The sequence below is a fragment of the Streptomyces shaanxiensis genome, from assembly GCF_039537145.1.
Lineage (GTDB): Bacteria > Actinomycetota > Actinomycetes > Streptomycetales > Streptomycetaceae > Streptomyces > Streptomyces shaanxiensis.
On the sequence record NZ_BAAAZY010000003.1, the window covers coordinates 180,350 to 206,796 of the forward strand.

Here is a 26,447-nt window from a genome sequence, read left to right on the forward strand (position 1 = left end):
GACGCCGAGGGGCAACGGGCGACCCCGGCCCCCAGGCTTCCGGCGAAGCTGGCCGCCCACCCCTCGGTACAGGCCGTACTCGCCCGGCGCAGAGCAGATGACGCGGTGAACCCGCCGGCAGTGATCGACGCGGACTGGCTGCGCGAGTTGTGTCTGGCGGCCGGTGCGGACGACGCGGCCGCGGTCGGTCTGGACCACCCGGACCTGGTTGACGAGCGTGAGTACGTACAGTCCGCGCTGCCCGGCACCCGCACCCTGATCGCGATGGCGGTTCGGATGAACCGTGACAACTGCCGCTCCCCCGCCCGCAGCGTGGCCAACCAGGAGTTCCACCAGACCGACGAACAGGCCAACCACGCCGCCCGCACGGTCACCCAGGCACTCCAGGACGCCGGCTACCGCGCCCTCAATCCCTCCGTCGGCTTCCCCCAGGAAATGGACCGCTTCCCCAGCGAGCGGATCTGGGTCGTGGCGCACAAGACGGTCGCGGTGGCCGCCGGGCTCGGCGTGATGGGCCTGCACCGCAACGTCATCCACCCGAAGTTCGGCAGCTTCGTTCTGCTGGTCACCGTCCTGGTGGACGCGGAGGTCAGCGCGTACGGGCAGGCGCTGGACTACAACCCCTGCATCGACTGCAAGTTGTGCGTCGCCGCCTGCCCGGTCGGCGCCATCGCCAAGGACGGCGCCTTCGACGCGCTGGCCTGCACGTCGCACAACTACCGCGAGTTCATGAGCGGGTTCACCGACTGGGCGCAGACGGTGGCCGACAGCGAGGACGCCGCCGACTACCGCTCCCGCGTCACCGACTCCGAGAGCGCCTCCATGTGGCAGAGCCTGAGCTCACCTCCCGGCTACAAGTCCGGCTACTGCCTGGCCGTCTGCCCCGCCGGCGAGGACGTCCTGGGCCCGTACCTGGACGACCGCAAGACGTTCATGGACACCGTGCTGCGACCGCTCCAGGACAAGAAGGAAACCCTGTACGTCCTACCGGGCTCCCACGCACAGGAGTACGCCCGGCGCCGCTTCCCCCACAAGCCCGTCAAGGAAGTCACCGGCGGCTGGCAGTCCCCGGCGAAACGCTCCACGTCCCCTGACCGAGAGACACGTACGTCATGACTGGCATTCCCCCCTTCCGTGTCCTGCGTGCCAAGCCGCTGTGGATGGCCAACGGCGTCATCACGGGCGTACTCGCGCTGTTGTTCGCCGTGTTCTACGTCGGCGCGAACATCGATCCTGCCGACCACCTGACCAAGCTGCCCGTCGGGCTGGTCGACGCCGACAAGGGAGCCGCCGTCGGCGGCAAGCAGGTCGACCTCGGGGCCCGGATCACAGAGTCGATCAAGAAGTCGACCGCGAGCGGGGACAGGATCGACTGGAAGGTGATGGACGAGAAGGAGATGAAGGAGGAACTCGGCAAGGGCAAGCTGTTCGGCGCGCTCGTCGTCCCCGCCGACTTCACCGCCTCCGCCACCGCACTGACCGCCACCGAACCCACCGCAACCCCGGCCCGCCCGGCACTGACGGTGCTGACCAACCAGTCCGCCGGCAGCATCGGCTCCGGCCTGGCCCGGACGGCGACGACCCGGGCAGCCGAGAACGCCTCGCTCCAGCTGGGCAAGGAGCTGACCGCCCGGATCGGGACCGCGCAGGCGAAGCTGCCCGCAGCGGCACGCGTCCTGCTCGCCGACCCGGCCGCCGTCACGGTCGAGGACGGCCATCCCCTCGGCTCACACAGCGGCCTGGGCCTGACGGCGTTCTACTACGCACTCACGCTCGTGGTCGTCGGCATGCTCTCCGCCAACGTCATCAGCGGCCAGGTCGACCACGCCCTCGGCTACACCCACAACGACATGGGGCCGCTGCGCCTGCACCGCCCGCTGATCCGGGCGACCCGGGTGCAGACCCTCGCCATCAGCGGCACCCTCATGACCGGTCTGTCCCTGCTGATGGGCACCCTGGTCATGGCCGGCGCGGTCGGCATCATGGGCATGGACGCCGCCCACCTGCCCCTGCTGTGGCTGTACTCGGTGTGCGCCATCGCCGTCACCGGGGTCGGCGCGCTCACCCTCCTCGCGGTCTTCGGCACGCCAGGCATGCTGGTGGTCACGCTGGTCTTCATCGGGATGGCGGTACCCACGGCCGGCGCCACCACCCCCATCGAGGCACTGCCCGGCTTCTACCGCTTCCTCGCGGAGTTCGAGCCGCTGCGGCAGATCACGGGCGGCATCAGGTCGATCCTCTACTACGACGCCCAGGGCGACGCGGGTCTGACGCGGGGCTGGGTGATGATGGCGGCCGGACTCGCGGCAGCCGGCCTGTTCGGCTTCGGCGTACTGGGGTGGTACGACCGCAAGGGGCTGCACCGCATCGCGGCGGAGACGACGCCCGGCAAGACCGCAGTCCCGGCGTAGCGGCAGGTCACCCAGGACGGGGCCATTACTCGTCGCTGCCCGGAACCCCTGAAAACCGATCGGTTTTAGTTTCGTCCGCTTCGGGTTAACCTCTCGGTATGACCACCGAAGTGAAGCTGAGTTCCAGGGAGCGGTTGCTGGAGGCGGCGGCCACGCTCACCTACCGGGACGGCGTCGGTATCGGCGTCGAAGCGCTGTGCAAGGCGGCGGGGGTGTCGAAGCGCTCCATGTACCAACTGTTCGAGAGCAAGGACGAACTGCTGGCGGCGAGCCTGGAGCAGCGTACGTCCGCCTACGTGGCCACGCTCCTGCCGGCGGCGGAGGATGACCGTTCACCCCGCGAGCGGATCCTGCACGTCTTCGAGCAGGTGGAGTCACAGGCAAGCGCGCCCGAGTTCCACGGCTGCCCGTACCTGGCCGTGCAGATCGAACTCAAGGACCAGAGTCACCCCGCGAGCCGGGTCGCCCGTCAGGTCAAGGCGAACCTGACCGCCTTCTTCCGCGCCGAGGCCGAACGGGGCGGGGCGAGCGATCCCGATCTGCTGGCCCGGCAGCTCAGCCTGGTCTTCGACGGCGCCAGTGCCCGCGCGGGAATCCAGGCCGACAGCCTGACCGGGCTCATCGCACCCACGGTGACCACTCTGCTCGACGCGGCAGGCGTGCGCTGACGCGTCGCCCGTCCAGAACAATCCTCACCGCCCGGCACTCGCGGGAAGCCCGATAGCCGTAAGCGTGTTGCCGAGCATGCCGCACGCGAAGAAGCTTGCCGTCTCGTCGGCATCGGCGCCCAGCGACAGGTGCACGGTTTCCCAGATCCTCATCCAGCCGGCCCGGACGACCTCGCCGATCAGGTCATCACCTTGCGCCTCGGCGGCCGCCACGGCGGCGTATCCCTGCATCTGCATCAGGAGCGTTTCGGGGCGCGTCGACATCAGATGCGCGTAAGCGCCCGTCATGGCCCGCAGGGCCTGCTCGCCGTCCTTCATCCCGTCGGCCGCCCTCTCGAAAGCCAGGCGGGTGTCGTCCATGCTCCGCATCAAAGCGGCGACGAAGATCGCCTTCTTGTCCGGGAAGAGCCGGAAGAGATACGGCTGCGTGACGCCGACCCGCTTGGCGATCGCCGCGGTGGAGGTGCCGTGGTAGCCCGTACGCGCGAACTCGGCGATCGCCGCGCGAATGACGCTCTCACGCCTCTTCTGTGCACTCGTCCTGTCCACGCCGTCACGCTTCCTGCTCGAGCTTGCATGCTGAAACCGATCGGTTTACTGTAGTGGAAACCGATCGGTTTCTAATGAGTGAGGGAGTCCATGATGGCGACAGATCGGCCGGTGGCACTCGTGACGGGTGCGTCATCCGGCATCGGGAAGGAAACCGCGCTCGCCCTGGTCGCAGCCGGATTCACCGTGGTAGGCACCAGCCGCGACACCTCACGCGTCACCCCGCTCGACGGCGTGACGTTCCTCGGCCTCGACGTCGCCAGCGACGCCTCGGCCGCCGCGGCGGTCCAGGAGGTGAGCGAGCGGTTCGGGCGGATCGACGTCCTGGTCAACAACGCCGGCGTCGGCTCGATGGGTGCGGCCGAGGAGACCTCCATCGCGGAGGCCCAGGGCGTCTTCGACACCAACGTCTTCGGGGTCATGCGCATGGTGAACGAGGTCCTGCCGCACATGCGCGCCCAGCGACGCGGACGCATCATCAACATCTCGTCCGTGCTCGGGTTCCTGCCCCAGCCCTACATGGCCGCCTACGCCGCCTCCAAGCACGCGATCGAGGGCTACACCGAGTCCCTGGACCACGAGATCCGTGACCACGGCGTCCGGGCGCTCATCGTCCAACCCGCCTACACCAGGACCGGGTTCGAGGCCAACAGCGCGAAGCCCGACACGCCCCTGCACGCGTACGCGAAGCAGCGGCATACCGTCGACCGCGTCATGGCGGAGGCCGTCAGGAACGGCGACGCCCCCGCCGTCGTCGCCCAGGCGATCGTCACGGCAGCGACCGACCCGAAGCCGAAGCCGCGCTACACCGCAGGCCCCCTGGCCGGACGCGCACGCGTACTGCGTCGTCTCGCTCCCGCCGGGGTCTTCGACAGCCAGATCCGCAAGATGAACCGGCTGGCCGGCTGACGCGCAGGCGGTGTCGCCGGCGAGATCGGTGGTGTGAGCCGGACGATGGTCGACATCCTGCTTGAACAAGGGCACCCGGTACGGGCGTTCGTACGGCAGGACGACGAACGCGCGCACTCGCTCCGCCAGGCCGGCGCCGAGGTCTGTCCTCACCCGGCGGGCGAAGCGGAGCGCCTCCGGCAGGCCGGCTGACCGCTGGATCCGGCGTACGGGTATCCGGCGGCGCACTGCGCGCTGACCTGTTCACGCTGGCTTCCCGACGCCCGAGGACATGGGGGCCGGCGTAGAGGGACACACCAGGGGTCGGCTCCAACTGATCACCGTGCCGATGGGGTCGCAGCCTGCCCGCAGACTGATCTCTCTCCCCCCCCGGGCCTGCCCGGTGTGGTTGACGCGGGACAGGCCCGCGACCTGCTGCTTTGCTACCTACTCATTTCTTGGTTCTTGCGCTGATCGATTGAAGATGTGACTCATCCGGACGTGGTCAGCCGATGTCCGGATCATCGGCCTCTTCCAGGAGACGGGCCGCGAGGTCATCGGCCCACTCCACCGCCCAAGCCCAGGGCCGGGGCGCCCAGACACGGCAGCGCCACCCCGGTGGGTACGGCCCACACGGCGGGCCCCGAGCTCAACACCGTGCGCAACCTTCGCAGCAAGTGAGGGGGCGTCACTCCCTCGCCGTCGTAAGCCTGTTCTCGCAGCACCGCACACCCCGCGACCAGCGCCGGGAAGGCGGTGATCACGGGCGGGTGAGGCGAGCAGCAGGAGGACGCCGGGCAGTGGACAGTCGGCGAAGAAGATCGTCGTCGTGGCGATCGCCGGTTTCAGTAGCGGCATGATCACGGGCCAGAAGGCGCGGTACGGACCGCAGCCGTCGATCGCCGCCGCCTGGTCGAGTTGGGCGGCGTACAGCCAGTTGTCTCGCGTTCTGTCGGCGAACCCACCCCGGCCGATCGCACGCCGATCGCATCGCCGGTTGCCGGCCGGGCCGGCCCTCCCTGCAAGGGGTTGTGGTGCTTCGTGCGCCGCAGGGATTTGGGATCACTCTGGTCCGGCCCATTGACGTGCTCTCGGCGGAATTCTATCTTCTGGTCGAACTTGCGAACAGTGTTCGATTTCTCGAACCATGGCCGTCAAAGGGGACAGCCCGTGTTCCGCACCCGTGACTGGCTCACGCCTGGGACAGCTCTGCTGGCCCTCTTCGCCGCCTTCGCCGCCTTCGCCGCACGGCCCGCCACCGCGGGGTCTCCGGTCGCTGCCACGCTCAGGCGGAAAGCGCGGCTCCTCGGCCATTGTCCGGCAGATCGCGACGTTCCGCGTCGCACGGAGCAGGCTGCAAGTCACGTCCCCCCACCGGCACGGAGACCGGGCTCCGCGCTTCTCCCTCGACTCCACTTTCACCCGATCGTGGCACCCGCAGAAAGACAGGAGACACACATGGCCAGGCTTCTCGCCCGGCTGGCGGCGACGGTGATCGCCGCCTGTCTGCTCTTCACCTCCCAGGTCCTGACCACGCCTCAGCGGGCGGCCGCAGCCGACCCCGGCTATCTGATGACGCACTTCATCGGAGAGGGGGCGACCGGCCAGCAGATGTACTTCTCGTACAGCGCGGACGGTCTGAACTGGACCGATCTCAACGGCGGGGGGATGACCCTGCGCTCCACGGTGGGCACGCGTGGTGTGCGCGACCCCGCACTGGTGCGCTCACCCGACGGCAGCAAGTACTGGATCATCGCGACCGACCTGTGCATCGGCTGCGGCCAGTCCTGGAGCGACGCCATCAACAACGGCAGCCGCAGCTTCGTGGTGTGGGAGTCGACGGACCTGGTCACCTGGTCCAAGCCGTGGCTGCTGAACGTGGCCGGCGCGATCCCCGAGGGGCGCAACGCGTGGGCGCCTGAGGCGATCTGGGACTCGGCCACCAACAGCTACGTCCTGTACTGGGCGACGAACGGGAGCCTCAACGGCGTACAGAAGCACCGCATCTACTACGCCCGCACGACCGACTTCCGCACGATCAGCGCCCCGCAGGTCTACATCGACCGTCCCGGCACCCAGGAGATCATCGACACCCAGATCGTCGAGGTGCCGTCCGGTGTCGGCAACTTCCGCTATGTGCGGGCCTCCGGTGACGGCCAGATCACGATCGAGGGCAGCAACTCGATCCTCGGCACCTGGACCAACCTCGGCAACCTCTCCGGCATCGGTCTCACCGGCTCGCAGGTCGAGGGCCCGATGTGGATGAAGTTCAGGGACCGCAACGAGTGGACCCTGTACCTCGACCAGTACGCGGCCGGAAAGGGCTACATGCCGGTCCTGACGACCAACCCGTCCGCCCCCGGCGCCTTCAAGCTCCCGGCGTCGGGCAGCTACTCCCTGGGCGGCACCAAGAAGCGCCACGGTTCGATCCTGAACCTGACGGCCGCCGAGGACACCCGGATCAAGGCGCGCTGGGCCAACGTCCCCGGCAAGCGGCTGCAGTCCTTCAACTTCCAGGACCGCTACGTGCGGCACGCCAACTTCGACGTGCGCATCGACCAGAACGTCACCAACGCGGACGCCCAGTTCCGGCCGCGGCCCGGTCTGGCCGGCTCCGGCACCGTCTCCTTCGAGTCGGTGAACTTCCCCGGCCACTACCTGCGGCACGACGGCGCCGACTTCCAGCTGGTCCACAACGACGGCACCACCGCCTTCGCCGAGGACGCCACGTTCCGCCAGGTCGCCGGCCTCGCCGACTCCTCCTGGTCCTCGTTCCAGTCGTACAACCACCCCGACCGCTACATCCGCCACTACGCCTTCCAGCTGAAGCTCGAAACGATCACCACCGCGACGGGGCGCGGCGACGCCACCTTCCGTCTGACCAGCTGACCAGCGGACCAGTTGATTCGGCCGGCTGCCGGCGCCCGCCTCAGGGGGCGCCGGCAGTGCACCCGGGGTGGAGGACCGCCCCTCGAGACCAACTTCCCCGGGTACGTCCGCCACTTCAACAACTCGACTGGGCGATCGTGCGCCAGACCGCCCCCGTACGCGGCACCACGGCGACCTCGCCCTCAACGCCGTGCGCATCCACGGCGGTTACGGCTACTCCACCGAGTTCGACGTCGAACGCTACTTCCGTGACGCCCCGCTGATGATCGTCGGCGAGGGCACGAACGAGCGTCGGCGATCACCCGCAGCCCGTCCGCTTTGGCCAGCTGGACGGCGTAGCCGCCGACCGCGCCGGCCGCTCCGGTGACCGCCACGGTGGCGCCCGCGGGAAGTTCCAGCAGGTCCAGGGCCATGTGGGCCGTCAGCCCGTTCATCGGGAGCGTGGCGGCCTCGATGTCGGTCGCGCCCGCCGGGACGCGGACGACCGACTCGGCGGGCACGACCAGGTGCTCGGCGTACGCTCCGCGCGTCCCGGAGACGACCACGACGGCCATGACGTGGTCACCGACGGCGAGATCGGTGTCGACTCCCTCGCCGATCTGCTCGACCACGCCCGCCGCGTCCATCCCGGGAACATAGGGCGGCTCGGCGTCGGAGACGAAGGCGATTCCCCTGCGCACCATCGTGTCGACGGGGTTGACCGTCGCCGCGTGCACCCGGATCCGGATCTCGCCCGGCCCGGCCTCGGGGACCGGAAGCTCAAGGACCCGCAGGACGTCGGGCCCGCCGAATTCAGTCAGTCCTATGGCCTTCATGCCTATGGCCTTCATGGAAGTCCTTCCTCAGGGATGAGTCATTCGACCGCCGCGCCTCCCGACAAGCGGACCTCTTCGCTGTCGAGGGCGGCCTGCAGGCGCCGCAGTACGGTGTCGTCGATCCGGCGCTCGTCGCGGAGCCGGACGACGGTGGCCCGTTTGTTGGCGATGAGGGCCAGGCGCAGTGCGAGGTAGTCCTGGTGCTGGAGCAGTGCCGGGTCGTCGTGGGCGCCCGCGCTCCTGGCCCGGACGGACGCCAGGTGCGCTTCGTACTCCTGCCGCAGCCACTCGGCGATCTTCGGATCGCTCCGCAGGTCGGCGGCGAGTCGGGGCATCGCCTTGATCGCCTCTTCGATGGCGGTGGTCTCGGCGAGGTCGTGTTCTTCGTCGACCGACGTGTCGGGCGGCAGCTTCGCCCAGCGCACCGCCACCGGCAGCAGCAGTCCCTGCACCACCAGCGTCACGAGGATGACGCCGGAGGTGACGAAGACGATGAAGCTACGGTCGGGGAACGGCTCGCCCGAGTCGAGTGTCTGCGGCACCGAGAGCACCATCGCGAGCGAGACCGCGCCCCGGAAGCCGGCCAGCCCGTTGACGACACGGGTCCGGTGACCGACGCGGAGCATGCGTTGCTGGGGTCGGCGGTCGAGGGCGCGCACCAGATAGGTGGAGGCGTACAGGAACGCGAAGCGCACGGCGACCAACACCACGCAGATGACACCGACCGCGATGAGCGCCTCCTGGCGATCGGCGCGGCCCAGGTCGCGGACCGCGTACTGCAGTTCCACCCCGACCAGGACGAACAGCGCCCCGTTGATGATGAAGGTGGCGAGCGGCCAGAACGCCAGTGCCTGCGTGCGGTGTTCGGCCTGGATGATGCGCGGGGCGACCTGGGACATGATCAGGCCGCTGACGACCACCGCGAGGACGCCGGACGCCTCGACCAGTTCGGCCAGCAGATACGCGGTGAAGGGCGCCAGGATCATGACGAGGTTGCCCAGCAGGGGATCGGTCAGGCGGCGCCGCAGGTTCATGTTGACCCACGCGACCGCCACCCCGACCAGGGCTCCGCCGCCGTAGGCGAGCAGGAACAGCCCGCCGACGTGCGGGATGCTCAGGTGTTCCCCGCCGACCGTGATGCCGACGGCGAGACCGTAGACGACGAGGGCCGTGCCGTCGTTGACCAGGCTCTCCGCACGCAGGATGGTGACCTGACGGCGTGGCAGGGCGCGGGCGAGGACGCCGACCGCCGTCGCGTCCGTGGGGGCCATGGCCGCGCCGAGCACCCACGCCGGCCCCCATGGCAGCCCGAGGGCGTGCCCCGCCGCTGCGACGGCCCAGGCCGTGAGGATGACGAGTACGGTGCTCAGCTGCAGGATGCCGCGCAGGTTGGTGCGGATCTCCCGGAGAGAGGTGGTCAGGCTCTCCCAGTACAGCAGCACCGGGAGGAACAGCAACAGCACGACTTCCGGAGGCAGTTGCGCGTTCCGTACGGCCGGGATGAACCCCAGCAGCACACCCGTCACGAGCAGGACGACGGGCGGCGCGATGCCGAGGCGCTGTCCCACGGCGTTGCCCACCAGCACGGCCACGCCCAGGACCACGACGAGTTCGAGACCGAGCAAGGTGCTTCTCCTGGAGGGGTGAAAGAGCTGCTGTTCAGCGCGGTACGAGCTTCAGGGTCGTGTCCCGCGAGGCCACCATGGGATCGACGTAACTCGCGCCGTAGCGGCCGTACTTGGTGCGGTAGGCGGTGTCGATACGGTCGTTGACGCCGGGGTCGGTGACCTCGACGAGGGTGACGTCCTTGTCGACGCCGCCGGAGCGGATACGGCCGTCGTGGCTGGCCCGGGCCGCCCGGTACCAGGCGCCGGCGCTGCCGCGGAAGGAGCGGACGTAGAGGTCGTCGCCGTCGCGGACGACCCAGATCGGCACGGGTGTGCGCGGTGTTCCGTCGCTGCGCGAGGGGGCCATCTGCAGTTCCTCGGCGTGCTCGATCCGGGTCAGTTCGTCGTTCGTCCAGGCAGTCACGGGCTTGCCTCCTTCACGACCGTGCGGCGGGGTGTGCCCTCGTGGGCGTGAGCGCGGCCGGCGCAGCTCACGCCCACGAGGCGATCGGGTAGACCGGGTCAGGGCGTGAGGAGGGCCTTGATGGCGCGGCGTTCGTCCATCGCCTTGTAGCCCTCGGCGACCTGCTCCAGCGGCAGGGTGAGGTCGAAGACCTTGCCCGGGTTGATGTGGCCCGACAGCACGCGGTCGATCAGGTCCGGCAGGTAGCGGCGCACGGGAGCCGGGCCGCCGCGCAGGCCGACCTGGGAGAAGAACAGTTCCTGGCCGTCGACGGCCACCTCGTGCGGGACGCCGACGAAGCCGACGTTGCCGCCCGGGCGGGCGGAGTGCAGGGCCTGGCTCATGGACTGGGAGGTGCCGACGCACTCCAGGACGGAGTCGGCGCCGATGCCGCCGGTGAGGTCCTTGATGCGGGCGATGCCTTCCTCGCCACGCTCGCTGACGATGTCGGTGGCGCCGAACTCCAGGGCGAGCTTCTGCCGGGACTCGTGCCGGGACATGGCGATGATCCGCTCCGCGCCGAGTTCCTTCGCGGCGATGACACCGCACAGGCCGACGGCTCCGTCGCCGACCACGACGGCCGTCGAGCCGGGCTTGACCTCGGCGGCGAGGGCCGCGTACCAGCCGGTGCCCATCACGTCGGACACGGCCAGCAGGCTCGGCACGAGCTCGCCGGAGGGGTGCTCGTCGGTGGCGACCAGGGTGCCGTGGGCGTTGGGGATGCGTACGTACTCGGCCTGGCAGGTGCCCATGAACTCGCGGTTCAGGCAGGAGGACTGCCAGCCCTTCTTGCAGTTGGCGCAGGTGTTGTCGGAGGTGGCGAAGGAGCCGACCACGAACTGGCCCGGCTTGACGTTGCCGACCTCGCTGCCGACTTCCTCGACGATCCCGACGTACTCGTGCCCCATCGGGTGCGGATCACCGATGGGCTCCAGGCCGCGGTACGGCCACAGGTCCGAGCCGCACACACAGGTGGCGACCGTGCGGATGATCGCGTCCGTCGACTTGAGGATCTTGGGCTCGGGGGCGTCCTCCACCCGGATGTCACCGGGGGCGTGGATCACGGTTGCGCGCATGACTTTTCTCCTGATGCGTTTCTCGGGCAGCGGTGTCACCCGGACGTGCCGGATTCGTCGACGGAGGCCAAAAGGGTGTACAGAAGCGCCGACGGCTTGTGAAAAACAATTGTCGGTCTCTGACTCTGCCGCCGCCCGCAGGGCCCGTACAGAGGAGAATTCCACCCCCGGAGGGATGTATCCAGGGATAGAATCTTCCTACCCAGCCGAGTGGCGGACAGCGCAGACTGGCCAGTATGAGCAGCAGCGCGCACCGTAAGGAGCTGGGTCAATTCCTGAAGGCCCGTCGGGCCGAGCCCAGCCCCCGTACGGTCGGGCTGCCCGAAACCGACCGGCGCCGCCGCGTGGCCGGACTGCGCCGGGACGAGGGGGCCGTGCCGGCCGCCATCAGCACCGACTATTACACCGTCTGGAGCAGGGCCGTATGGCCCCCACTCCGTCCGTGCGATGACCAGCGGCGCCAGTGGTGGGGAGGTCGCCCTGTGGTGCCCCGCACCTGAGGCACCAAGGGACGTACGAGGGGCTGCGCTTCCTCTCCTCCTGGGCGGCGACCTGCGCCATGAATTCGTAAAACCGGCAGGTGGCCCCGGCGTAAAACCAGGGACAGTAAAGCCAGGGACGAATCCCTCCTACCTTTGCATTTGAATTCCGTGCCATGCTTCCAGAGCACGATTCACGCAATCCTTTTCGAGGAGCAATACCCCCATGTCCTCCACCTCCCGCCCCACGGTCGCTGTGGCTTTCCATTCCGGCTACGGCCACACCGCCGTCATAGCCGAGGCCGTGGCGCGCGGTGCCGCGGAAGCCGGTGCCGAGGTGATCTCCATCCCCGTGGACACGATCACCGACGAGCAGTGGGCGCAGCTGGACGCCGCCGACGCCATCATCTTCGGTGCCCCCACCTACATGGGCACCGCCTCCGCCGCCTTCCACACCTTCGCCGAGGCGAGCAGCAAGCGCTGGTTCACCCAGAGCTGGGTCGACAAGATCGCCGCCGGTTTCACCAACTCCGGTGCCAAGAACGGCGACAAGTCCTCGACCCTGGGCTACTTCTTCACCATGGCCGCCCAGCACGGCATGCACTGGGTCAGCCTGGGCGTCCAGCCGGGCTGGGCCTCCACGCAGGGCAGCGAGGACGACATCAACCGTCTGGGCTACTTCGTCGGCGCAGGTGCCCAGACCCCGACCGACGCCGGCCCGGAGGCCGTCCACAAGTCGGACATCGCCACCGCCGAGGGCCTCGGCGCCCGCGTCGCGCAGCAGACGGCGTTCTTCCGCGCCGGCCGCGCCGCCCTCGCGGCCTGACACACCCCCCGCAGAACAGCCTTCCAAGGAGGACGACATGTCCGACTCCCCGAACCTCGCCCTCGTCCGCCGTCTCTACGACTCCGGCATGGCCCCCGACGTGGTCGCCGAGGTCATCGACCCCGACATCGTCTGGGACATCACCCCCGGCTTCCCCTACGGCGGCATCTACAAGACCTGGGCCAGCGCCGGCGGCGACTTCTTCGGCCGGCTCGCGCCGCGCTTCACCTCCTTCGGCGCGGTGGCCGAGGACTTCTATGACGCCGGTGAGCACGTCTTCGTCCGCGGCCACTACCACGCCGTGTCCAAGTCCGGCGAGGAGTCGGACGCCCGCTTCATCCACCTGTGGACGGTCGGCGACGGCAAGCTCACGCACCTGATCCAGGCCGCCGACAGCCACGTCGTCCAGCAGGCCGCGAACAGCTGACCGCCCGCACTCATCCCAGGGAGCACTTCATGGCGAAGATCCTCTTCCTCATCACCGCCGCCGATCACTGGACCCTGGCAGACGGGTTCGAGCAGCCGGCCGGCTTCTGGGCCGAGGAGGCCATCGGCCCGTACGGCGTCTTCAAGCAGGCCGGCTACGAGATCGCCGCGGCCACCCCGGGCGGCGTCCCGCCGACCCCCGACGCACTCAGCCTCACCCCGGACTTCAACGGCGGAGAGGAGGGCGCCGAGCAGATGAAGACCGCCCTGCGCGAGGCCACCGAACTGGCGAACCCCGTCCGCATCGAGGACGTGAACATCGACGACTACGACGCCGTGTTCGTGCCCGGCGGCTGGGGCCCGATGGAGGACCTGTCCGACGACCCCGCGGCCGGCAAGCTGCTCAGCGACTGGCTCGCCTCCGGCAAGCTCGTGACGCTGGTCTGTCACGGCCCCGCCGCGCTGCTGTCCACCGTGGACGCCGACGGCAAGTCCCCGTTCTCCGGCTACCGCCTGACCGGCCTGTCCAACTCCGAGGAGATCCAGAACGGCCTCGCCGACCGGGCGAAGTGGCTGCTCGAGGACCGTCTCGTCTCGGACGTGGGCGCGGACTACCGCAAGGGCGAGGCGAACTTCGCCCCCCACCTCGAGGTGGACCGCAACCTCATCACCGGCCAGAACCCCGCCTCGGCCGTCCCGCTCGCCCAGGAAGTCGTCAAGACCCTCGGCTGACGACACCCCGCACCGCCGCTCGAAGGCTCAAAGGCTCAAAGGCTCAAAGAAAGAGGTAGTACCGATGGACAGCAACGCGACTCTCCCCAGCGTCGGCCAGACCTGGCTCGCGGACCTCGGCCCCGACACCCCGCTCGGCCACTTCACGGTGGAGATCACCTTCGACTCGGCGACCCAGGTCAGCTTCGAGGTGACCGGCGGCGCCATCAAGGGCCGTAAGCAGACGATGGAGTACACCACCACCCAGCTCCGCGACGGCCTGTTCGTCGTCCGCTGGACCGAGCCCGACGCCGGCGACCACGTCACTCACATCGAGGACTACACCGAGGGCACCTGCATGGCCAGCTCCGTCATCGGAGGCGAGTTCGTCCAGCTCCACGGGAAGTGGAGCCGCGTCCGCTGAATCGGCGAGGCGACCGAGGACTTCCAGGGACAAATCTCTCCCCCTGACAACGCCGCTCTCCGATGCCAAGGTGATGGCATGAACCGCGATCCTCACCGCCACGATCTGGGGGAATTCCTCAAGGCACGCCGCGCCGAGCTCGACCCGGCCGCCGTCGGTCTGCCCGACGGCGGCTCGCGTCGTGTCGCGGGCCTGCGCCGTGAGGAGGTCGCCGTACTGGCGGCCATCAGCACCGACTACTACGCCCGCCTCGAACAGGGCCGTATCCAGCCGTCGCCGTCCGTGCTGGAGTCCCTGGCCCGGGTGCTGCGCCTGGACGACGACCAGCGCGCATACATGTACGAGCTCGCGGCCAAGGACGAATTCCGCCCGCCCCGCCGGCAGCCGCGCCTCAAGGCGCAGCCGCAGCTGCAGCGCATGCTCGACGACATGGCGCACACCCCCGCCTTCGTGATCGGTCCGCGGACCGAGATCGTCGCCTGGAACGCCATGGGCGCCGCCCTGATCACCGACTTCGGGAAGATCCCCGAGAAGCAGCGCTACTACATCAGGCTGCTCATCACCGACCCCAGGATGCGCGAGCTGTACGCGGACTGGGAGGGCGTCACCCGGCTGGCCATCGCCCAGATGCGGATGCACAACGCGAACAACCCCGGGGACGCGCAGCTCGCCGCCCTGGTGGGCGAACTCTCGGTCCGGGACGAGCAGTTCCGGCAGTGGTGGGGCTCCCACCACGTGGCCGTCCGGGACACCGGGACCAAGCACCTGCGCCACCCCGTCGTCGGCGACCTGCACCTCGACTGGAACGCCGTCACCTGGGCCGCCGACCCCGACCTGGCGATCATCGTCTGGACCGCCGAATCCGGCACCCCGACCCACGACAGCCTGCGCATGCTGGCGTCCTGGGCAGCGGACCCGAGCCATTCGACCAGCGACAGCTCCGCCTGACCGTCGCCCAGGCATTCCCTTCGTCGCCGAGGTATTCCCTTAAGCCGAGGTATTCCCTTCAAAGGGGGAGCCTTTCCTCCTACGCGCCCCGCGCCTAGGAAGAGGCTCTCCCTTTTTCGTGTACGGCTCTCCTGGCACGCTCGTCACGAGGCCGACCGCGCCGCGCGTCCCCGCCCCCGGTCCGGCCCTCTCCCCAGCGACAGAACCGGTTCCTCAGCGCCGAGGCGTCCGACCTGCCTGCTCATCCGCCAGGAAAGAGATCCACCTCCCCATGTCCCTGACCCAGTCCCGCCCCGGGACGCTGCCCTCGGTCGTGCCCGAACCGCGCTGGACCGCTCGCCTCTGGGCCGTCCTCGCCGTGCTGTGCCTCGTGCTGTTCCTCGACGGCCTCGACGTCTCCATGGTCGGCGTCGCCCTGCCCTCCATCGGCCACGACCTCGGCATGGCCACCGGCTCACTGCAGTGGATCATCAACGGCTACGTCCTCGGCTACGGCGGACTGATGCTCCTCGGCGGCCGCACCGCCGACCTGCTCGGACGCCGGCGGGTCTTCCTCGTCGCGCTGGCCGTCTTCGCCGCCGCCTCGCTGCTCGGCGGTCTGGTCGACGACGGCTCGCTGCTGATCGCCACCCGCTTCGTCAAGGGCGTGGCCGCCGCCTTCACCGCGCCCGCCGGCCTGTCGATCCTCACCACGACGTTCCCGGAGGGCCCGCAGCGCAACCGGGCGCTGTCGGTCTTCAGTCTCTTCGGCGCCCTGGGCTACTCCTCGGGCCTGATCCTGGGCGGTCTGCTCACCGGGATCGGCTGGCGCTGGACCTTCCTGATGCCGGTCCCGCTCGCCCTGCTCGCACTGGTCGTCGGCCTTATCCTGATCCCGCGCGACCGCCGCACCGAGAACGGCGGCCAGGACCCGGCCGGAGCGGTCACCCTCACCGCGGGCATGCTGCTCGCCGTGTACGCCGTGGTCACCGCCCCGCAGACGGGCTGGACGTCCGCGGCAACCCTTGCGGCCTTCGGTGTCGCCGCCCTGCTGCTGCTCGCCTTCGTCCTGGTCGAGCAGCGGGTCCGGCACCCGCTGGTCCGCTTCGGCATCCTGCGCAAGGCCACCACGGTCCGGGCCAACCTCAGCATCGTCGCGCTGATGGGCTCCTACCTCAGCTTCCAGTTCATGATGACGCTGTTCCTGCAGGACGGGCTCGGCTGGTCGCCCCTGCGCATGGCCTTCGCGCTGCTGCCGGTCGGCCTGATCGTCGCCGTCGGCTCGCCCCTCACCGGCCGACTCGTCAACCGCTTCGGCACGGCACCGCTGATCATCGCCTCGATGACCTCGCTGACCCTCGGCTACGTCTGGTTCCTGGCGACGGCCGGCTCCTCACCCGACTACGTCACCGCCATGCTTCCGTCCCTGCTACTCCTCGGCGGCGGCTTCGCGTTCGGCTACAGCGCCATCATGGCCCAGGCCACCGAGGGCATCGACGACTCCGAACAGGGCCTCGCCTCCGGCCTGGTGCAGACCTCGGGCCAGGTCGGCGCCGCCCTCGTCCTGGCCGTACTCACCGCCGTGATCGCCCAAGCCGGCGACAACGGCGGCGACTTCACCGCCTTCCGACCCGGCCTGAACCTGGTCACCGGCGTCGCGGCGATCGGGCTGCTCCTGAACCTGGTCCCCGTGCTGCGTCTGCGGCGGCGCTGAGCCCCGACAGACGGAAAGCCGACCCGGGGTCGTCCTCGGGTCGGCTTTCCGCGAGCACCGCTCACGCCAGGTGCTTGCTGTTCGTCAGCGGACGTGGGCGTCGAACCAGTCGACGGCGACCTCGGGGTGCTCGCTGAAGTAGTTGTAGCCGTCGAAGCGGCGGGTGCTGCCGTGGATCCAGTGCATCTGCTTGTCCTCGACGGGGATGGCGTCGTGGACGGCCTGCACGGCTTCGGGGGTGGTCATGACGTCGTCGTGCTCCTGCGCCACCAGCGTGGGCACGGTGATGGCGGAGGCGTACTTCGCAGGCGACTGCTCTGCCAGATGGAAGCCGGTGCGCTCCAGCACGGCCTGGTCGAGCCGGTCGTAGCCGCCCTCGAAGCCGAGGGCCTTGGAGAACTGTTCGCCGATGGAACGGCCCTCCAACGGCTGGAGCATGACCAGCGCCTGGATCTCGGCGAACTCCTCGGGGTGCTTGGCCCAGGCGACGGCCGTGGAGTTGGCGCCCAGGCACACCGACAGCAGGGCCTTCTTCATGTTCTTGGTGTCGGGGCGTGCCGCGGCGTAGCGGAGGGCGCCGATGACGTCGCGGTACTCGGTGAGGCCGATCGTGCAGATGCCGCCGTTGCCGTACCCGCTCATACCGTGGTTGCGCAGGTCGTAGGCGAGGACGTTGTAGCCGGCGTCGTGCAGTGCCTTGTAGGCGGGGAGGAAGTTGACCTCGAAGCCGCCGAAGCGGTCCCAGCCGGGCAGGTGTCCGGGGTAGCCGTAGCGGTTGCCGGGGGAGAAGTGGTTGTGGGTGATCAGCCGGTCGGAGTCGGCAGGGATGAACCAGCCTTCGAGAGGCACGCCGTCCATCGACGGGAACGTCACGTCCTCGTAGGCCAGGCCCAGTTCGGAGGGGCGGCGCAGCAGGGGCGCGCGCCGGCCGTCGGTCGTGCCTTCCGTCCACTGCCCGACGAATCCGTTGAATGCCAGCTCGGCCATGTCGAGTTCGGTCATGGTGCGCTCCTGATTTCCCGGCAAGTGTGCTTGATGTGTGATACTCCGGGCGCCTGGATTTCCCTCAAGATAGGCCCGTAAGCGCATTTAGCGCATCTTGAGATCGGCCTGGGTAGAGAAAGAGAGGGGGAAGGAATTCTCCCAGGGAAGAATTCCTCCCCCCTTTCGGGAACGGAGTGAATCCGGGGTCAGATCGTCGCGGTGTCGATCACGAACCGGTACCGGACGTCACTCGCCAGCACCCGCTCGTACGCCTCGTTGATCTCGGACGCGGCGATCACCTCGATCTCGGCGCCGAAGCTGTGCTCGGCGCAGAAGTCCAGCATCTCCTGGGTCTCGGCGATGCCGCCGATGGCGGAGCCGGCGATCGACCTGCGGCCCATGATCAGCGGGAAGACGTTGACGGACACGGGCTCCTCGGGGGCGCCCACGTTCACCAGGGCACCCTCGATCTTCAGCAGGTTCACGTACGCGCTGAAGTCGAGCGGGGCCGAGACCGTGGAGACGATGAGGTCGAATGTGCCGGCCAGCTCCTCGAAGGTCTTCGGGTCGCTGGTGGCGTAGTAGTGGTCGGCGCCCAGCTTCAGGCCGTCGTCCTTCTTGCGCAGCGACTGCGAGAGGACGGTGACCTCGGCGCCCAGCGCGTGGGCGATCTTGACGCCCATGTGGCCGAGGCCGCCCAGACCGACGATCGCGACCTTCTTGCCGGGGCCCGCGCCCCAGTGCTTGAGCGGGGAGTACAGGGTGATGCCCGCGCACAGCAGCGGGGCGGCCACGTCGAGGGGGAGGCCGTCGGGGATGCGGACGGCGTAGTTCTCGTCGACGACGATCTTCTCGGAGTAGCCGCCGTAGGTGGGCCGGCCGTCCTTGTCGAGGTAGTTGTACGTCTGGATCATGCCGCCGCCGGTGCAGTACTGCTCCAGGCCGGCCTTGCAGTGGTCGCACTCGCGGCAGGAGTCGACGAAGCAGCCGACGCCCACCCGGTCGCCGACCTTGTACTTCGTGACACCGGGGCCGACCTCGGAGACGACACCGGCGATCTCGTGACCGGGGACCATCGGGAAGATGGCGGTACCCCAGCCCTCCTGGACCTGGTGGATGTCGGAGTGGCAGATACCGGCGAACTTGATGTCGATCAGCACGTCGAACTCACCGACCTCGCGCCGCTCGATGGTGGTGCGCTCCAGGGGAGCCTTGGCGGCGGGAGCGGCGTAAGCAGCAACGGTGGTCATGAGGGGGATCTCCTAGCAGTGCTCTCGCGCCCGGCTGCCTTCCGACCAGGCACGGTGTCGAGCCTGCCTCGCCGCCGGGAAATCACCCAGGGCGGGAATGTGCCTACGTTCGCGGTTCCTACCACTGGCAGAGTCAGGCTCTTGCCCGGCGGCGCGCGAAATGTGCCATTCCCTCAAGAGTCATGCCCTCAAGACTCAGGCCCGCAGGAATCAGGCCCTCAGGAATCAGGCCTTCAGGAATCAGGCCCGCAGGAATTCGGCTCGCTCACCGCCTCCTTGCCATGGAGAAGACCACGAGAAGGCAAAGGGGGGATAAAAGTCTCCCTGCCGCGAGTGTCGCCGGTGATGCAAGACTCCCGCCGTGACCAGCCGCCGCTGCCAAGGCGCGCGGTCGCCCTTTCCCCGCGGTGGCGTTGATCCCGCGCCTGCTGTCCCGCTGTTGTTCACGTCTGTCCCGTCCGTGATGCGAAGGCGTACGTATGTCTGCTGACCTCTCTGAATCCGCTGTTCCACCCTCGACCGAATCGGGTGAGTCCTCCTCGGGGCCCAGCCGGCGTACCGTCATCGCCACTGGTGTCGTGGTGGGCGGTGCCGTGGTGGCCGGAGGGACGTTCCTCGCCGGCTCGGAGGAGGCTTCCGCCGCGGGGGCGGCGCCCTCCAGCCGGGTCTCCCTGACCGTCAACGGCACCCGCCGGACCGTGACGGTGGACAACCGCACGTCGCTGCTGGACCTGCTGCGCGAGCACCTCGACCTGACCGGCTCCAAGAAGGGCTGCAACGCCGGGGCCTGCGGAGCGTGCACGGTGCTGGTCGACGGACAGCGGGTCAACTCCTGCCTGACGCTGGCCGTGCGGCTGGAGGGCGCCGAGGTCACCACCATCGAGGGCCTGGCCAAGGGCGACGAACTGCACCCGCTGCAGCAGGCGTTCATCGACGAGGACGCCTTCCAGTGCGGGTACTGCACCCCGGGCCAGATCATGTCCGGCGTCGGCTGCATCCAGGAGGGCCACACCAACTCGCCGGAGGAGATCCGGGAGTACATGAGCGGCAACGTCTGCCGCTGTGGCTGCTACGTCAAGATCGTGCGCGCGGTCGAGCAGACCGCCGCCCGGAAGTAAGGAGCGGCCCGTGTATCCCTTCGCCTACACCCGCGTGAACAGCGTCCGGGAAGCCCTGGACGCCGGCAGGCGCGGCGGCCGTTACATCGCCGGCGGCACCACCCTGGTCGACCTGATGCGCGAGACCGTCGAGACCCCCGAGACGGTGGTCGACATCAGCGCGCTGCCCCTGCGGGAGATCACCGCCACCGCGGGCGGGGGCATCCGCATCGGCGCCCTGGTCCCGATGGCCGTGGCCACCGCCGACCCCAAGCTGAACTCCCTCTACCCGGTGGCCGCCCAGGCGCTGCGGGGCGCCTCGGCCCAGCTGCGGAACATGGCCACCATCGGCGGCAACATCATGCAGCGCACCCGCTGCACGTACTTCCGTGACGTGACCGCCGATTGCAACAAGCGCGAGCCCGGCTCCGGCTGCGCCGCCTTGCAGGGCTACAACCGCGGCCATGCGATCCTCGGCGGCTCCGATCACTGCGTGGCCGTGCGCGCCTCCGACTTCGCCGTCGCCCTCACCGCCCTGGAGGCGACGGTCCATCTGCAGGCCCCGGACGGCAAGGAGCGCAGGCTCCCCTTCGCCGACTTCCTGCTCCGCCCCGGCGCCACCCCGAACAGGGAACACGCCTTGAAGCCCGGCGAGTTGATCACCGCCGTGGAGATCCCGGCGCTCCCGCGTCCGCTCAAGTCGGCCTACCTGAAGATCCGCGACCGGCAGTCCTACTCGTTCGGGCTCGCCTCGGCGGCCGTCGCGCTGCATGTACGCGGCGGCGTGATCCGCGAGGCGAAGGTCGCCGCGGGCGGTGTGGCCACGGTGCCGTGGAAGCTGTCCGCCGTCGAGCGAGCCCTGATCGGCGAGCGCCCCTCGGACCGCCTGTGGGCCGAGGCCGCCGGTCACGCGGCCGACGGCGCCCGCCCCCTCCAGCACAACCGGTTCAAGGTCGACCTCCTGAAGCGGACCGTCGAACGCCAGCTGCGCACCGTAGGAGAGATGGAATGAGCCCCCAGCCGCAGGCAGCCGTAGGTGCGCCGCTGTCCCGCGTGGACGGCCGGCTCAAGGTCACCGGCAAGGCGGAGTACGCCGCCGAGCACGACCTCGACGGTGTCGTGCACGCCGTCATCGTCGACGCAAGCATCGGCCGCGGCCGCATCAGGTCCATCGACACACGCGCCGCTGAGAAACACGCGGGCGTTCTGCGGGTGATCCACCACGGCAACGCGCCGAAGCTGCCGTACCGCGACAACGCCGGCTCCAACAACCCGGCCGGACGCAGACTTCGGGTCTTCCAGGACGACAAGGTCCTCTTCCACGGCCAGCCGGTCGCCGTCGTGGTGGCCACGACGCTGGAGGCCGCCCAGCACGGGGCGAGCCTGGTCAAGGTCCGCTACGACGCCGAGCAGCCCTCGACGGACATCACCAAGGCCGAACCGGGCGAGCCGACGCCCTATGCGCGCGGGGACGCGGAAGCAGGGCTGCGCTCCTCCGCCGTACGGCTGGACCTGAAGTACGAACTGGCCCGCAACCACCACAACCCGATGGAGCCGCACGCCACCGTCGCCCGCTGGGAGGGCAACCGGCTGACGGTGTGGGACAAGACGCAGTGGGTGATGGGCACGCACGACGAGATCGCCGCGGTCTTCGACCTCCCGGCGGACGCGGTGCGGGTCATCAACCCGTTCGTCGGCGGCGGCTTCGGCAGTGGACTGCGCTGCTGGCCGCACACGATCGTCGCCGCGCTGGCCGCGCGGGTGACACGGCGCCCGGTGAAGCTGGTGCTGTCGCGCAAGCAGATGTACTTCGGCACCGGATTCCGTCCGGCGTACGAGTACCGGCTGCGCCTCGGCAGCGACCGGCGCGGCAAGCTGAACGCCGCGATCCACGACATCGACCACGAGACCTCGTCGTACGAGACGTTCCTCGAGGCCGTCCTGGGCACGGGCCAGATGATGTACAGCATGCCCAACGTCCGCCAGGCGTATCGGCAGGTGCCGTTGGACGTGAACACCCCGATCTGGATGCGCGGGCCCGGCTTCGCCCCCGCGTCGTTCGTGATCGAGTCGGCCATGGACGAACTCGCGCACGAACTCGGCATCGACCCGATCGAGCTGCGCCGGCGCAACGAACCGGCCGAGGACGAGTCGACCAACGAGCCTTTCTCCACCCGGCGACTGAGCGAGTGCTACACGGTCGGCGCCCGCGAGTTCGGCTGGGACCGCCGCAACCCCAAGCCGCGCTCCACACGGGACGGAAACCTGCTGATCGGGCTGGGCATGGCCGCCGGGGCCTACGACTGCGGGCGGTATCCGGGGCAGGCCCGGGCACGGCTGGATGCCGACGGCACGGCGGTCGTGGAGGCGGCCACCACCGACATGGGGCCGGGCACCTACACCTCCCAGACCCAGGTCGCGGCCGACGCCCTCGGGCTGACCATGCGCACGGTCACGTTCCGGCTGGGGGACTCGGAGTATCCGTTCACCTCGCCGCACGGCGGTTCGTCGACCATGGCCAGTGTCGGCTCGGCCGTCGTCGACGCCTGCAACAAGGTGCGGCAGCAGGCGATCAAGCTGGCCGTGGAGGACCGGGAGTCTCCGCTGTACGGCGTGAACGCGGACGACGTGGTCGTGCGCAACGGCCGACTGCACGTGCGGAACGACACGGCGCGCGGTGAGACGTACAAGCGCCTGCTGGCCCGCAACGACCGCTCCCGTCTGGAGGCGAACGGTTCCTACGCCGGACCTGGCTCCGAGCGGTCCGCCTACTTCGCCTACAGCGCGACCTTCGCCGAGGTCTCGGTCGACGCGGACTTGGGGCTGGTGCGGGTGCGCAAGATGCTCGGCGTGTACGACGCGGGGCGGATCATCAGCCCCAAGCTCGCCGACAGCCAGGCGATCGGCGGCATCGTGGGCGGCATCGGCCAGGCGCTGCTGGAGCACACGGTCACCGACCACCGCGACGGGCGGATCGTCAACGCCAGCCTCGCCGACTACCTCGTGCCCGTGAACGCCGATGTCCCCGAGATCAAGGCGATCTACCTCGACGGCGAGGACAACGCCGGCAACCTGCTGGGCGTCAAGGGACTCGGCGAGGTCGTCCAGGTCGGTGTGGCGGCCGCGATCGGCAACGCCGTCTTCAACGCCACCGGCCGACGGATCCGCCAACTGCCCATCACCGCCGAGGGGTTGCTCTGACGGCACCGCCTCCATGAACGGGTCCGGCAGCCGAACCCCCCGTACGGCTGCCGGGCCTCCCCGGGCCGCCGCCGCGCATGCGCCCCGTGGACGCGGCGGCGGCCCGCTCACCTTCTGCGACAGCGACCGCCTGCTCTGGAGATCCTGGAGACTCCCATGCTGAACATCGCGGACACACTGCACCGCTGGTGCCGCGAGGAACGCCCCTTCGCCCTGGCGACCGTCGTCGACGTCACCGGCAGCGCACCTCTGCCCGTCGGTACGTCGGTGGCGGTGGACGCCGACGGCAATGCGGTCGGCAGCATCTCCGGCGGCTGTGTCGAGGGGGCGGTGTACGAACTGTGCCGACAGGTGCTGCAGGACCGAGGGCCGGCCCACCGGGCCTGGTTCGGCTACTCCGACGACGACGCCTTCGCCGTGGGACTGACCTGCGGCGGCGAACTCGACGTGCTCGTGCAGCGAGTCGACCCGGCCGCCCAGCCGCATCTCGGCGCGGCGCTCGCCGGGGCGGTCGAGGGCCGGCCCGCTGCCGTCGCCCAGGTCGTGGACGGGCCTGAGGGATTGCTCGGCGCCACTTTGAGCGTCCTCGGCAACAGTTGGATCGCCGACAGCACGCTCGGCGACGGGCCGACCGGCCGGGCAGTGGCGGACCGGGCCACCGCCCAACTGCGCACCGGACGCACCGCACGTCTCTCCCTCGGCGGAGACGCCGACACCTGCCCCGAGCAGCTCACCGTCCTCGTCCACGCGGCCGCCACCCGCCCCCGCATGCTGATCTTCGGCGCCATCGACTTCGCCGCCGCCCTCGCCCAGGCCGGTCGGTTCCTCGGCTACCACGTCACCGTGTGCGACGCCCGCCCCGTCTTCGCCACCGAAGCCCGCTTCCCGCACGCCGACGAGGTGGTCGTCGACTGGCCCCACCGCTACCTGGCACAGACGGCGGTGGACGCCCGTACCGCCGTCTGCGTGCTGACCCACGACGCCAAGTTCGACATCCCCCTGCTCCAGCTCGCCCTCGACCTGCCCGTCGGCTACGTCGGTGCCATGGGCTCGCGCCGCACCCACGACGAACGTCTGCGCCGCCTGCGTGAAGTCGGGGTCAGTGACAGGCAGTTGGCCCGGCTGCGCTCCCCGATCGGCCTCGACCTCGGCGCCCGCACACCCGAGGAGACGGCCATCTCCATCACCGCCGAGATCATCGCTCACGCCAACCAGAGCACGGGCCTGCCCCTGACCCGGGTCACCGGCCCGATCCACCGCGTTTCCGGTGCGGCTTCAGACATCCATGCGGTGTGCGATTTTCTGTGAAGTTCCCTTGAAGGCGTGAGTGGAATAGGAAGCACGTGCTCATCGACACCTACGGCCGGGTGGCCACCGACCTGCGAGTCTCGCTGACCGACCGGTGCAATCTGCGCTGTACGTATTGCATGCCCGAAGAGGGTTTGCAGTGGCTGGCCAAGACCGACCTGCTCACGGACGACGAGATCGTCCGCCTGATCGGTATCGCGGTGACCTCCCTGGGTGTCGAGGAGGTCCGCTTCACGGGCGGCGAGCCGCTGCTGCGGCCGGGCCTGGTGGGCATCGTCGAGCGGGTGGCGGCGTTGGAGCCCCGCCCGCAGATGTCGCTGACGACGAACGGCATCGGCCTCAAGCGCACCGCGGCTGCGCTGAAGGCGGCGGGCCTGGACCGGGTCAATGTCTCCCTCGACACTCTCCGCCCGGACGTCTTCAAGACCCTGACCCGTCGGGACCGCCACAAGGACGTCATCGAGGGCCTGCACGCCGCCCGTGAGGCGGGTCTGACGCCGGTGAAGGTGAACTCGGTGCTGATGCCGGGCCTGAACGACGACGAGGCTCCCGACCTGCTGGCCTGGGCGGTCGAGCACGACTACGAGCTGCGCTTCATCGAGCAGATGCCGCTGGACGCCCAGCACGGCTGGAAGCGCGACGGCATGATCACCGCCGGGGACATCCTGGCCTCCCTGCGCACCCGCTTCGAGCTGACGGAGGAGGGCTCCCAGGCCCGGGGTTCGGCGCCGGCCGAGCGCTGGATCGTGGACGGCGGCCCGCACCGCGTCGGCGTCATCGCCTCCGTCACCCGTCCGTTCTGCGCCGCCTGCGACCGCACCCGGCTCACCGCCGACGGCCAGATACGAACCTGTCTGTTCGCCCGGGAGGAGACCGACCTGCGCGCAGCCCTGCGCTCGGACGTCCCGGACGAGGAGATCGCGCGGATCTGGCGCGAGGCGATGTGGGGCAAGAAGGCGGGCGCGGGCCTGGACGCCCCGACGTTCGTCCAGCCGGACCGCCCGATGTCCGCGATCGGAGGCTAGGTAATTTTCTCCTGGGCGAGCCGGCCACCGGATCGCCCAGCCCTCCCGCGACGCCGTGACCGCCACGGCGACACGTGTCGCGCAGCAGAGCACGGCACGATGAAGGTCACCGGACAGGTCGACAACAGCGGGCGGGGCGCCGAGGGCAGCGGCTTCGTCCACGGCGACGGCATGGTGATGACCAACGCCCATGTCGTCGCCGGCGTGGACCGTCCCTGGGTGCGGACCGGCGGGGTGGGGGAGCGGGTGCCCGCGACCGTCGTCCTGTACGACCCGGGCACCGACGCCGCGGTGCTGCGCGTGCCCGGTCCGGACGTCCCGGCCGTCTCCTTCGCCGGGAGCGACACGATGCGGGGCGGCTCCGCCGTGGTCGCCGGGTACCCGCAGAACGGCGGCCTGGACCTGCGGGCGGCCACGGTGGCGGCCCGCATGGACGCCACCGGCCTGGACATCTACGACGCGTCCACCGTCACCCGGGATGTCCACCAGCTCCGCGCCACCGTCCGCCCAGGCAACTCGGGCGGACCGCTGCTGACCACCGACGGGCAGGTCTACGGGATGGTCTTCGCTCGCTCCTCCGCCCACCCGGACACGGGGTACGCGCTCGCTGCCGACGAGCTGCGCGCCCTCGCCGACCAGGGCGCACGGGCCGACGGGCCGGTCGAGGCCCGGGTCGTTTCCTCGTAGCCGCGAGCGGGCGGCAGCGTAG

General features: G+C 69.6%; 24 protein-coding genes and 2 pseudogenes. 19 read left to right on the forward strand and 7 right to left on the reverse strand.

The window, feature by feature from the left end; translation table 11 throughout:
• Positions 1-510: 510 nt before the first annotated feature.
• From ABD932_RS03015 to ABD932_RS03025, 3 genes are all read left to right on the forward strand, one after another.
• Positions 511-1,116: a 4Fe-4S binding protein gene (locus ABD932_RS03015; RefSeq protein WP_345008748.1), complete on the forward strand. Its 606-nt coding sequence runs from the start codon at positions 511-513 to the stop codon at positions 1,114-1,116.
• Positions 1,113-2,411 carry a DUF3533 domain-containing protein gene (locus ABD932_RS03020; RefSeq protein ID WP_345008493.1) on the forward strand — a complete coding sequence of 433 codons (1,299 nt, stop codon included), beginning with the start codon at positions 1,113-1,115 and terminating at the stop codon, positions 2,409-2,411. Before ABD932_RS03015 ends, ABD932_RS03020 begins: the two co-directional genes overlap by 4 nt.
• A gap of 98 nt (positions 2,412-2,509) precedes the next feature.
• Positions 2,510-3,079 carry a TetR/AcrR family transcriptional regulator gene (locus tag ABD932_RS03025; RefSeq protein ID WP_345008494.1) on the forward strand — a complete coding sequence of 190 codons (570 nt, stop codon included), beginning with the start codon at positions 2,510-2,512 and terminating at the stop codon, positions 3,077-3,079.
• 24 nt (positions 3,080-3,103) lie between these two features.
• Here ABD932_RS03025 and ABD932_RS03030 read toward each other — a convergent pair whose 3' ends face one another.
• Entirely contained in the window at positions 3,104-3,628 is a 525-nt protein-coding gene (locus tag ABD932_RS03030; RefSeq protein ID WP_345008495.1) for a TetR/AcrR family transcriptional regulator, read from the reverse strand.
• 93 nt (positions 3,629-3,721) lie between these two features.
• Here ABD932_RS03030 and ABD932_RS03035 point away from each other — a divergent pair, with 93 nt between their 5' ends.
• The 3 genes and pseudogenes from ABD932_RS03035 to ABD932_RS03050 form a co-directional block, all read left to right on the forward strand.
• Positions 3,722-4,537: an oxidoreductase gene (locus tag ABD932_RS03035; protein WP_345008749.1), complete on the forward strand. Its 816-nt coding sequence runs from the start codon at positions 3,722-3,724 to the stop codon at positions 4,535-4,537.
• A gap of 1,437 nt (positions 4,538-5,974) precedes the next feature.
• A complete protein-coding gene (locus ABD932_RS03045; protein ID WP_345008496.1) occupies positions 5,975-7,405 on the forward strand; it encodes a glycoside hydrolase family 43 protein in 1,431 nt (476 codons plus the stop codon).
• Positions 7,406-7,580: 175 nt separating this feature from the next.
• A pseudogene (locus ABD932_RS03050) lies at positions 7,581-7,772 on the forward strand (acyl-CoA dehydrogenase family protein); the annotation flags it as partial.
• A 115-nt stretch (positions 7,773-7,887) separates the two neighbouring features.
• Here ABD932_RS03050 and ABD932_RS03055 read toward each other — a convergent pair.
• From ABD932_RS03055 to ABD932_RS03070, 4 genes and pseudogenes are all read right to left on the reverse strand, one after another.
• Positions 7,888-8,235, reverse strand: a pseudogene (locus tag ABD932_RS03055) (alcohol dehydrogenase catalytic domain-containing protein); the annotation flags it as partial.
• Between the two features lie 23 nt (positions 8,236-8,258).
• Positions 8,259-9,845: a Na+/H+ antiporter gene (locus ABD932_RS03060; protein WP_345008497.1), complete on the reverse strand. Its 1,587-nt coding sequence runs from the start codon at positions 9,843-9,845 to the stop codon at positions 8,259-8,261.
• Positions 9,846-9,879: 34 nt separating this feature from the next.
• Complete coding sequence (locus ABD932_RS03065; protein WP_345008498.1) at positions 9,880-10,251, reverse strand: DUF2255 family protein; 372 nt, start codon at positions 10,249-10,251, stop codon at positions 9,880-9,882.
• Between the two features lie 98 nt (positions 10,252-10,349).
• Positions 10,350-11,366, reverse strand: a complete 1,017-nt coding sequence (locus ABD932_RS03070) for a zinc-dependent alcohol dehydrogenase family protein (protein ID WP_345008499.1) — start codon at positions 11,364-11,366, stop codon at positions 10,350-10,352.
• A gap of 236 nt (positions 11,367-11,602) precedes the next feature.
• On the opposite strand from ABD932_RS03070, the gene ABD932_RS03075 reads away from it, so the two are divergent.
• The 7 genes from ABD932_RS03075 (at position 11,603) to ABD932_RS03105 (ending at position 16,873) form a co-directional block, all read left to right on the forward strand.
• Positions 11,603-11,866, forward strand: a complete 264-nt coding sequence (locus ABD932_RS03075; RefSeq protein WP_345008500.1) for a hypothetical protein — start codon at positions 11,603-11,605, stop codon at positions 11,864-11,866.
• 205 nt (positions 11,867-12,071) lie between these two features.
• Positions 12,072-12,671: a flavodoxin family protein gene (locus tag ABD932_RS03080; RefSeq protein ID WP_345008501.1), complete on the forward strand. Its 600-nt coding sequence runs from the start codon at positions 12,072-12,074 to the stop codon at positions 12,669-12,671.
• Positions 12,672-12,708: 37 nt separating this feature from the next.
• Positions 12,709-13,098, forward strand: a complete 390-nt coding sequence (locus tag ABD932_RS03085) for a nuclear transport factor 2 family protein (protein ID WP_345008502.1) — start codon at positions 12,709-12,711, stop codon at positions 13,096-13,098.
• Positions 13,099-13,127: 29 nt separating this feature from the next.
• Positions 13,128-13,829 carry a type 1 glutamine amidotransferase domain-containing protein gene (locus ABD932_RS03090; RefSeq protein ID WP_345008503.1) on the forward strand — a complete coding sequence of 234 codons (702 nt, stop codon included), beginning with the start codon at positions 13,128-13,130 and terminating at the stop codon, positions 13,827-13,829.
• A 64-nt stretch (positions 13,830-13,893) separates the two neighbouring features.
• Positions 13,894-14,232 (forward strand): MoaF-related domain-containing protein, encoded by a 339-nt coding sequence (locus tag ABD932_RS03095; protein WP_210584642.1) that lies wholly within the window; start codon positions 13,894-13,896, stop codon positions 14,230-14,232.
• Between the two features lie 78 nt (positions 14,233-14,310).
• A complete protein-coding gene (locus ABD932_RS03100; protein WP_345008504.1) occupies positions 14,311-15,180 on the forward strand; it encodes a helix-turn-helix transcriptional regulator in 870 nt (289 codons plus the stop codon).
• Positions 15,181-15,451: 271 nt separating this feature from the next.
• Positions 15,452-16,873, forward strand: coding sequence for an MFS transporter (locus tag ABD932_RS03105; RefSeq protein ID WP_345008505.1), 1,422 nt, complete (start codon positions 15,452-15,454; stop codon positions 16,871-16,873).
• 84 nt (positions 16,874-16,957) lie between these two features.
• Here ABD932_RS03105 and ABD932_RS03110 read toward each other — a convergent pair whose 3' ends face one another.
• Both ABD932_RS03110 and ABD932_RS03115 read right to left on the reverse strand, forming a co-directional pair.
• On the reverse strand, positions 16,958-17,875 hold the full coding sequence (locus ABD932_RS03110; protein ID WP_345008506.1) for an alpha/beta hydrolase family protein: 918 nt from the start codon (positions 17,873-17,875) through the stop codon (positions 16,958-16,960).
• Between the two features lie 188 nt (positions 17,876-18,063).
• Positions 18,064-19,107 carry an NAD(P)-dependent alcohol dehydrogenase gene (locus ABD932_RS03115; RefSeq protein ID WP_345008507.1) on the reverse strand — a complete coding sequence of 348 codons (1,044 nt, stop codon included), beginning with the start codon at positions 19,105-19,107 and terminating at the stop codon, positions 18,064-18,066.
• Positions 19,108-19,586: 479 nt separating this feature from the next.
• Here ABD932_RS03115 and ABD932_RS03120 point away from each other — a divergent pair, with 479 nt between their 5' ends.
• From ABD932_RS03120 to ABD932_RS03145, 6 genes are all read left to right on the forward strand, one after another.
• Positions 19,587-20,225, forward strand: a complete 639-nt coding sequence (locus ABD932_RS03120; RefSeq protein WP_345008508.1) for a (2Fe-2S)-binding protein — start codon at positions 19,587-19,589, stop codon at positions 20,223-20,225.
• Positions 20,226-20,235: 10 nt separating this feature from the next.
• Positions 20,236-21,216, forward strand: a complete 981-nt coding sequence (locus ABD932_RS03125; RefSeq protein WP_345008509.1) for an FAD binding domain-containing protein — start codon at positions 20,236-20,238, stop codon at positions 21,214-21,216.
• A complete protein-coding gene (locus ABD932_RS03130) occupies positions 21,213-23,405 on the forward strand; it encodes a xanthine dehydrogenase family protein molybdopterin-binding subunit (protein WP_345008510.1) in 2,193 nt (730 codons plus the stop codon). Before ABD932_RS03125 ends, ABD932_RS03130 begins: the two co-directional genes overlap by 4 nt.
• A 156-nt stretch (positions 23,406-23,561) precedes the next feature.
• Entirely contained in the window at positions 23,562-24,713 is a 1,152-nt protein-coding gene (locus ABD932_RS03135) for an XdhC family protein (RefSeq protein ID WP_345008511.1), read from the forward strand.
• Positions 24,714-24,748: 35 nt separating this feature from the next.
• On the forward strand, positions 24,749-25,738 hold the full coding sequence (moaA, locus tag ABD932_RS03140) for a GTP 3',8-cyclase MoaA (RefSeq protein WP_345008512.1): 990 nt from the start codon (positions 24,749-24,751) through the stop codon (positions 25,736-25,738).
• Between the two features lie 99 nt (positions 25,739-25,837).
• The gene (locus tag ABD932_RS03145; RefSeq protein WP_345008513.1) at positions 25,838-26,425 is read left to right on the forward strand and encodes a trypsin-like peptidase domain-containing protein; all 588 of its coding nucleotides are present in this window, start codon (positions 25,838-25,840) and stop codon (positions 26,423-26,425) included.
• The last annotated feature ends 22 nt before the right edge of the window (positions 26,426-26,447 follow it).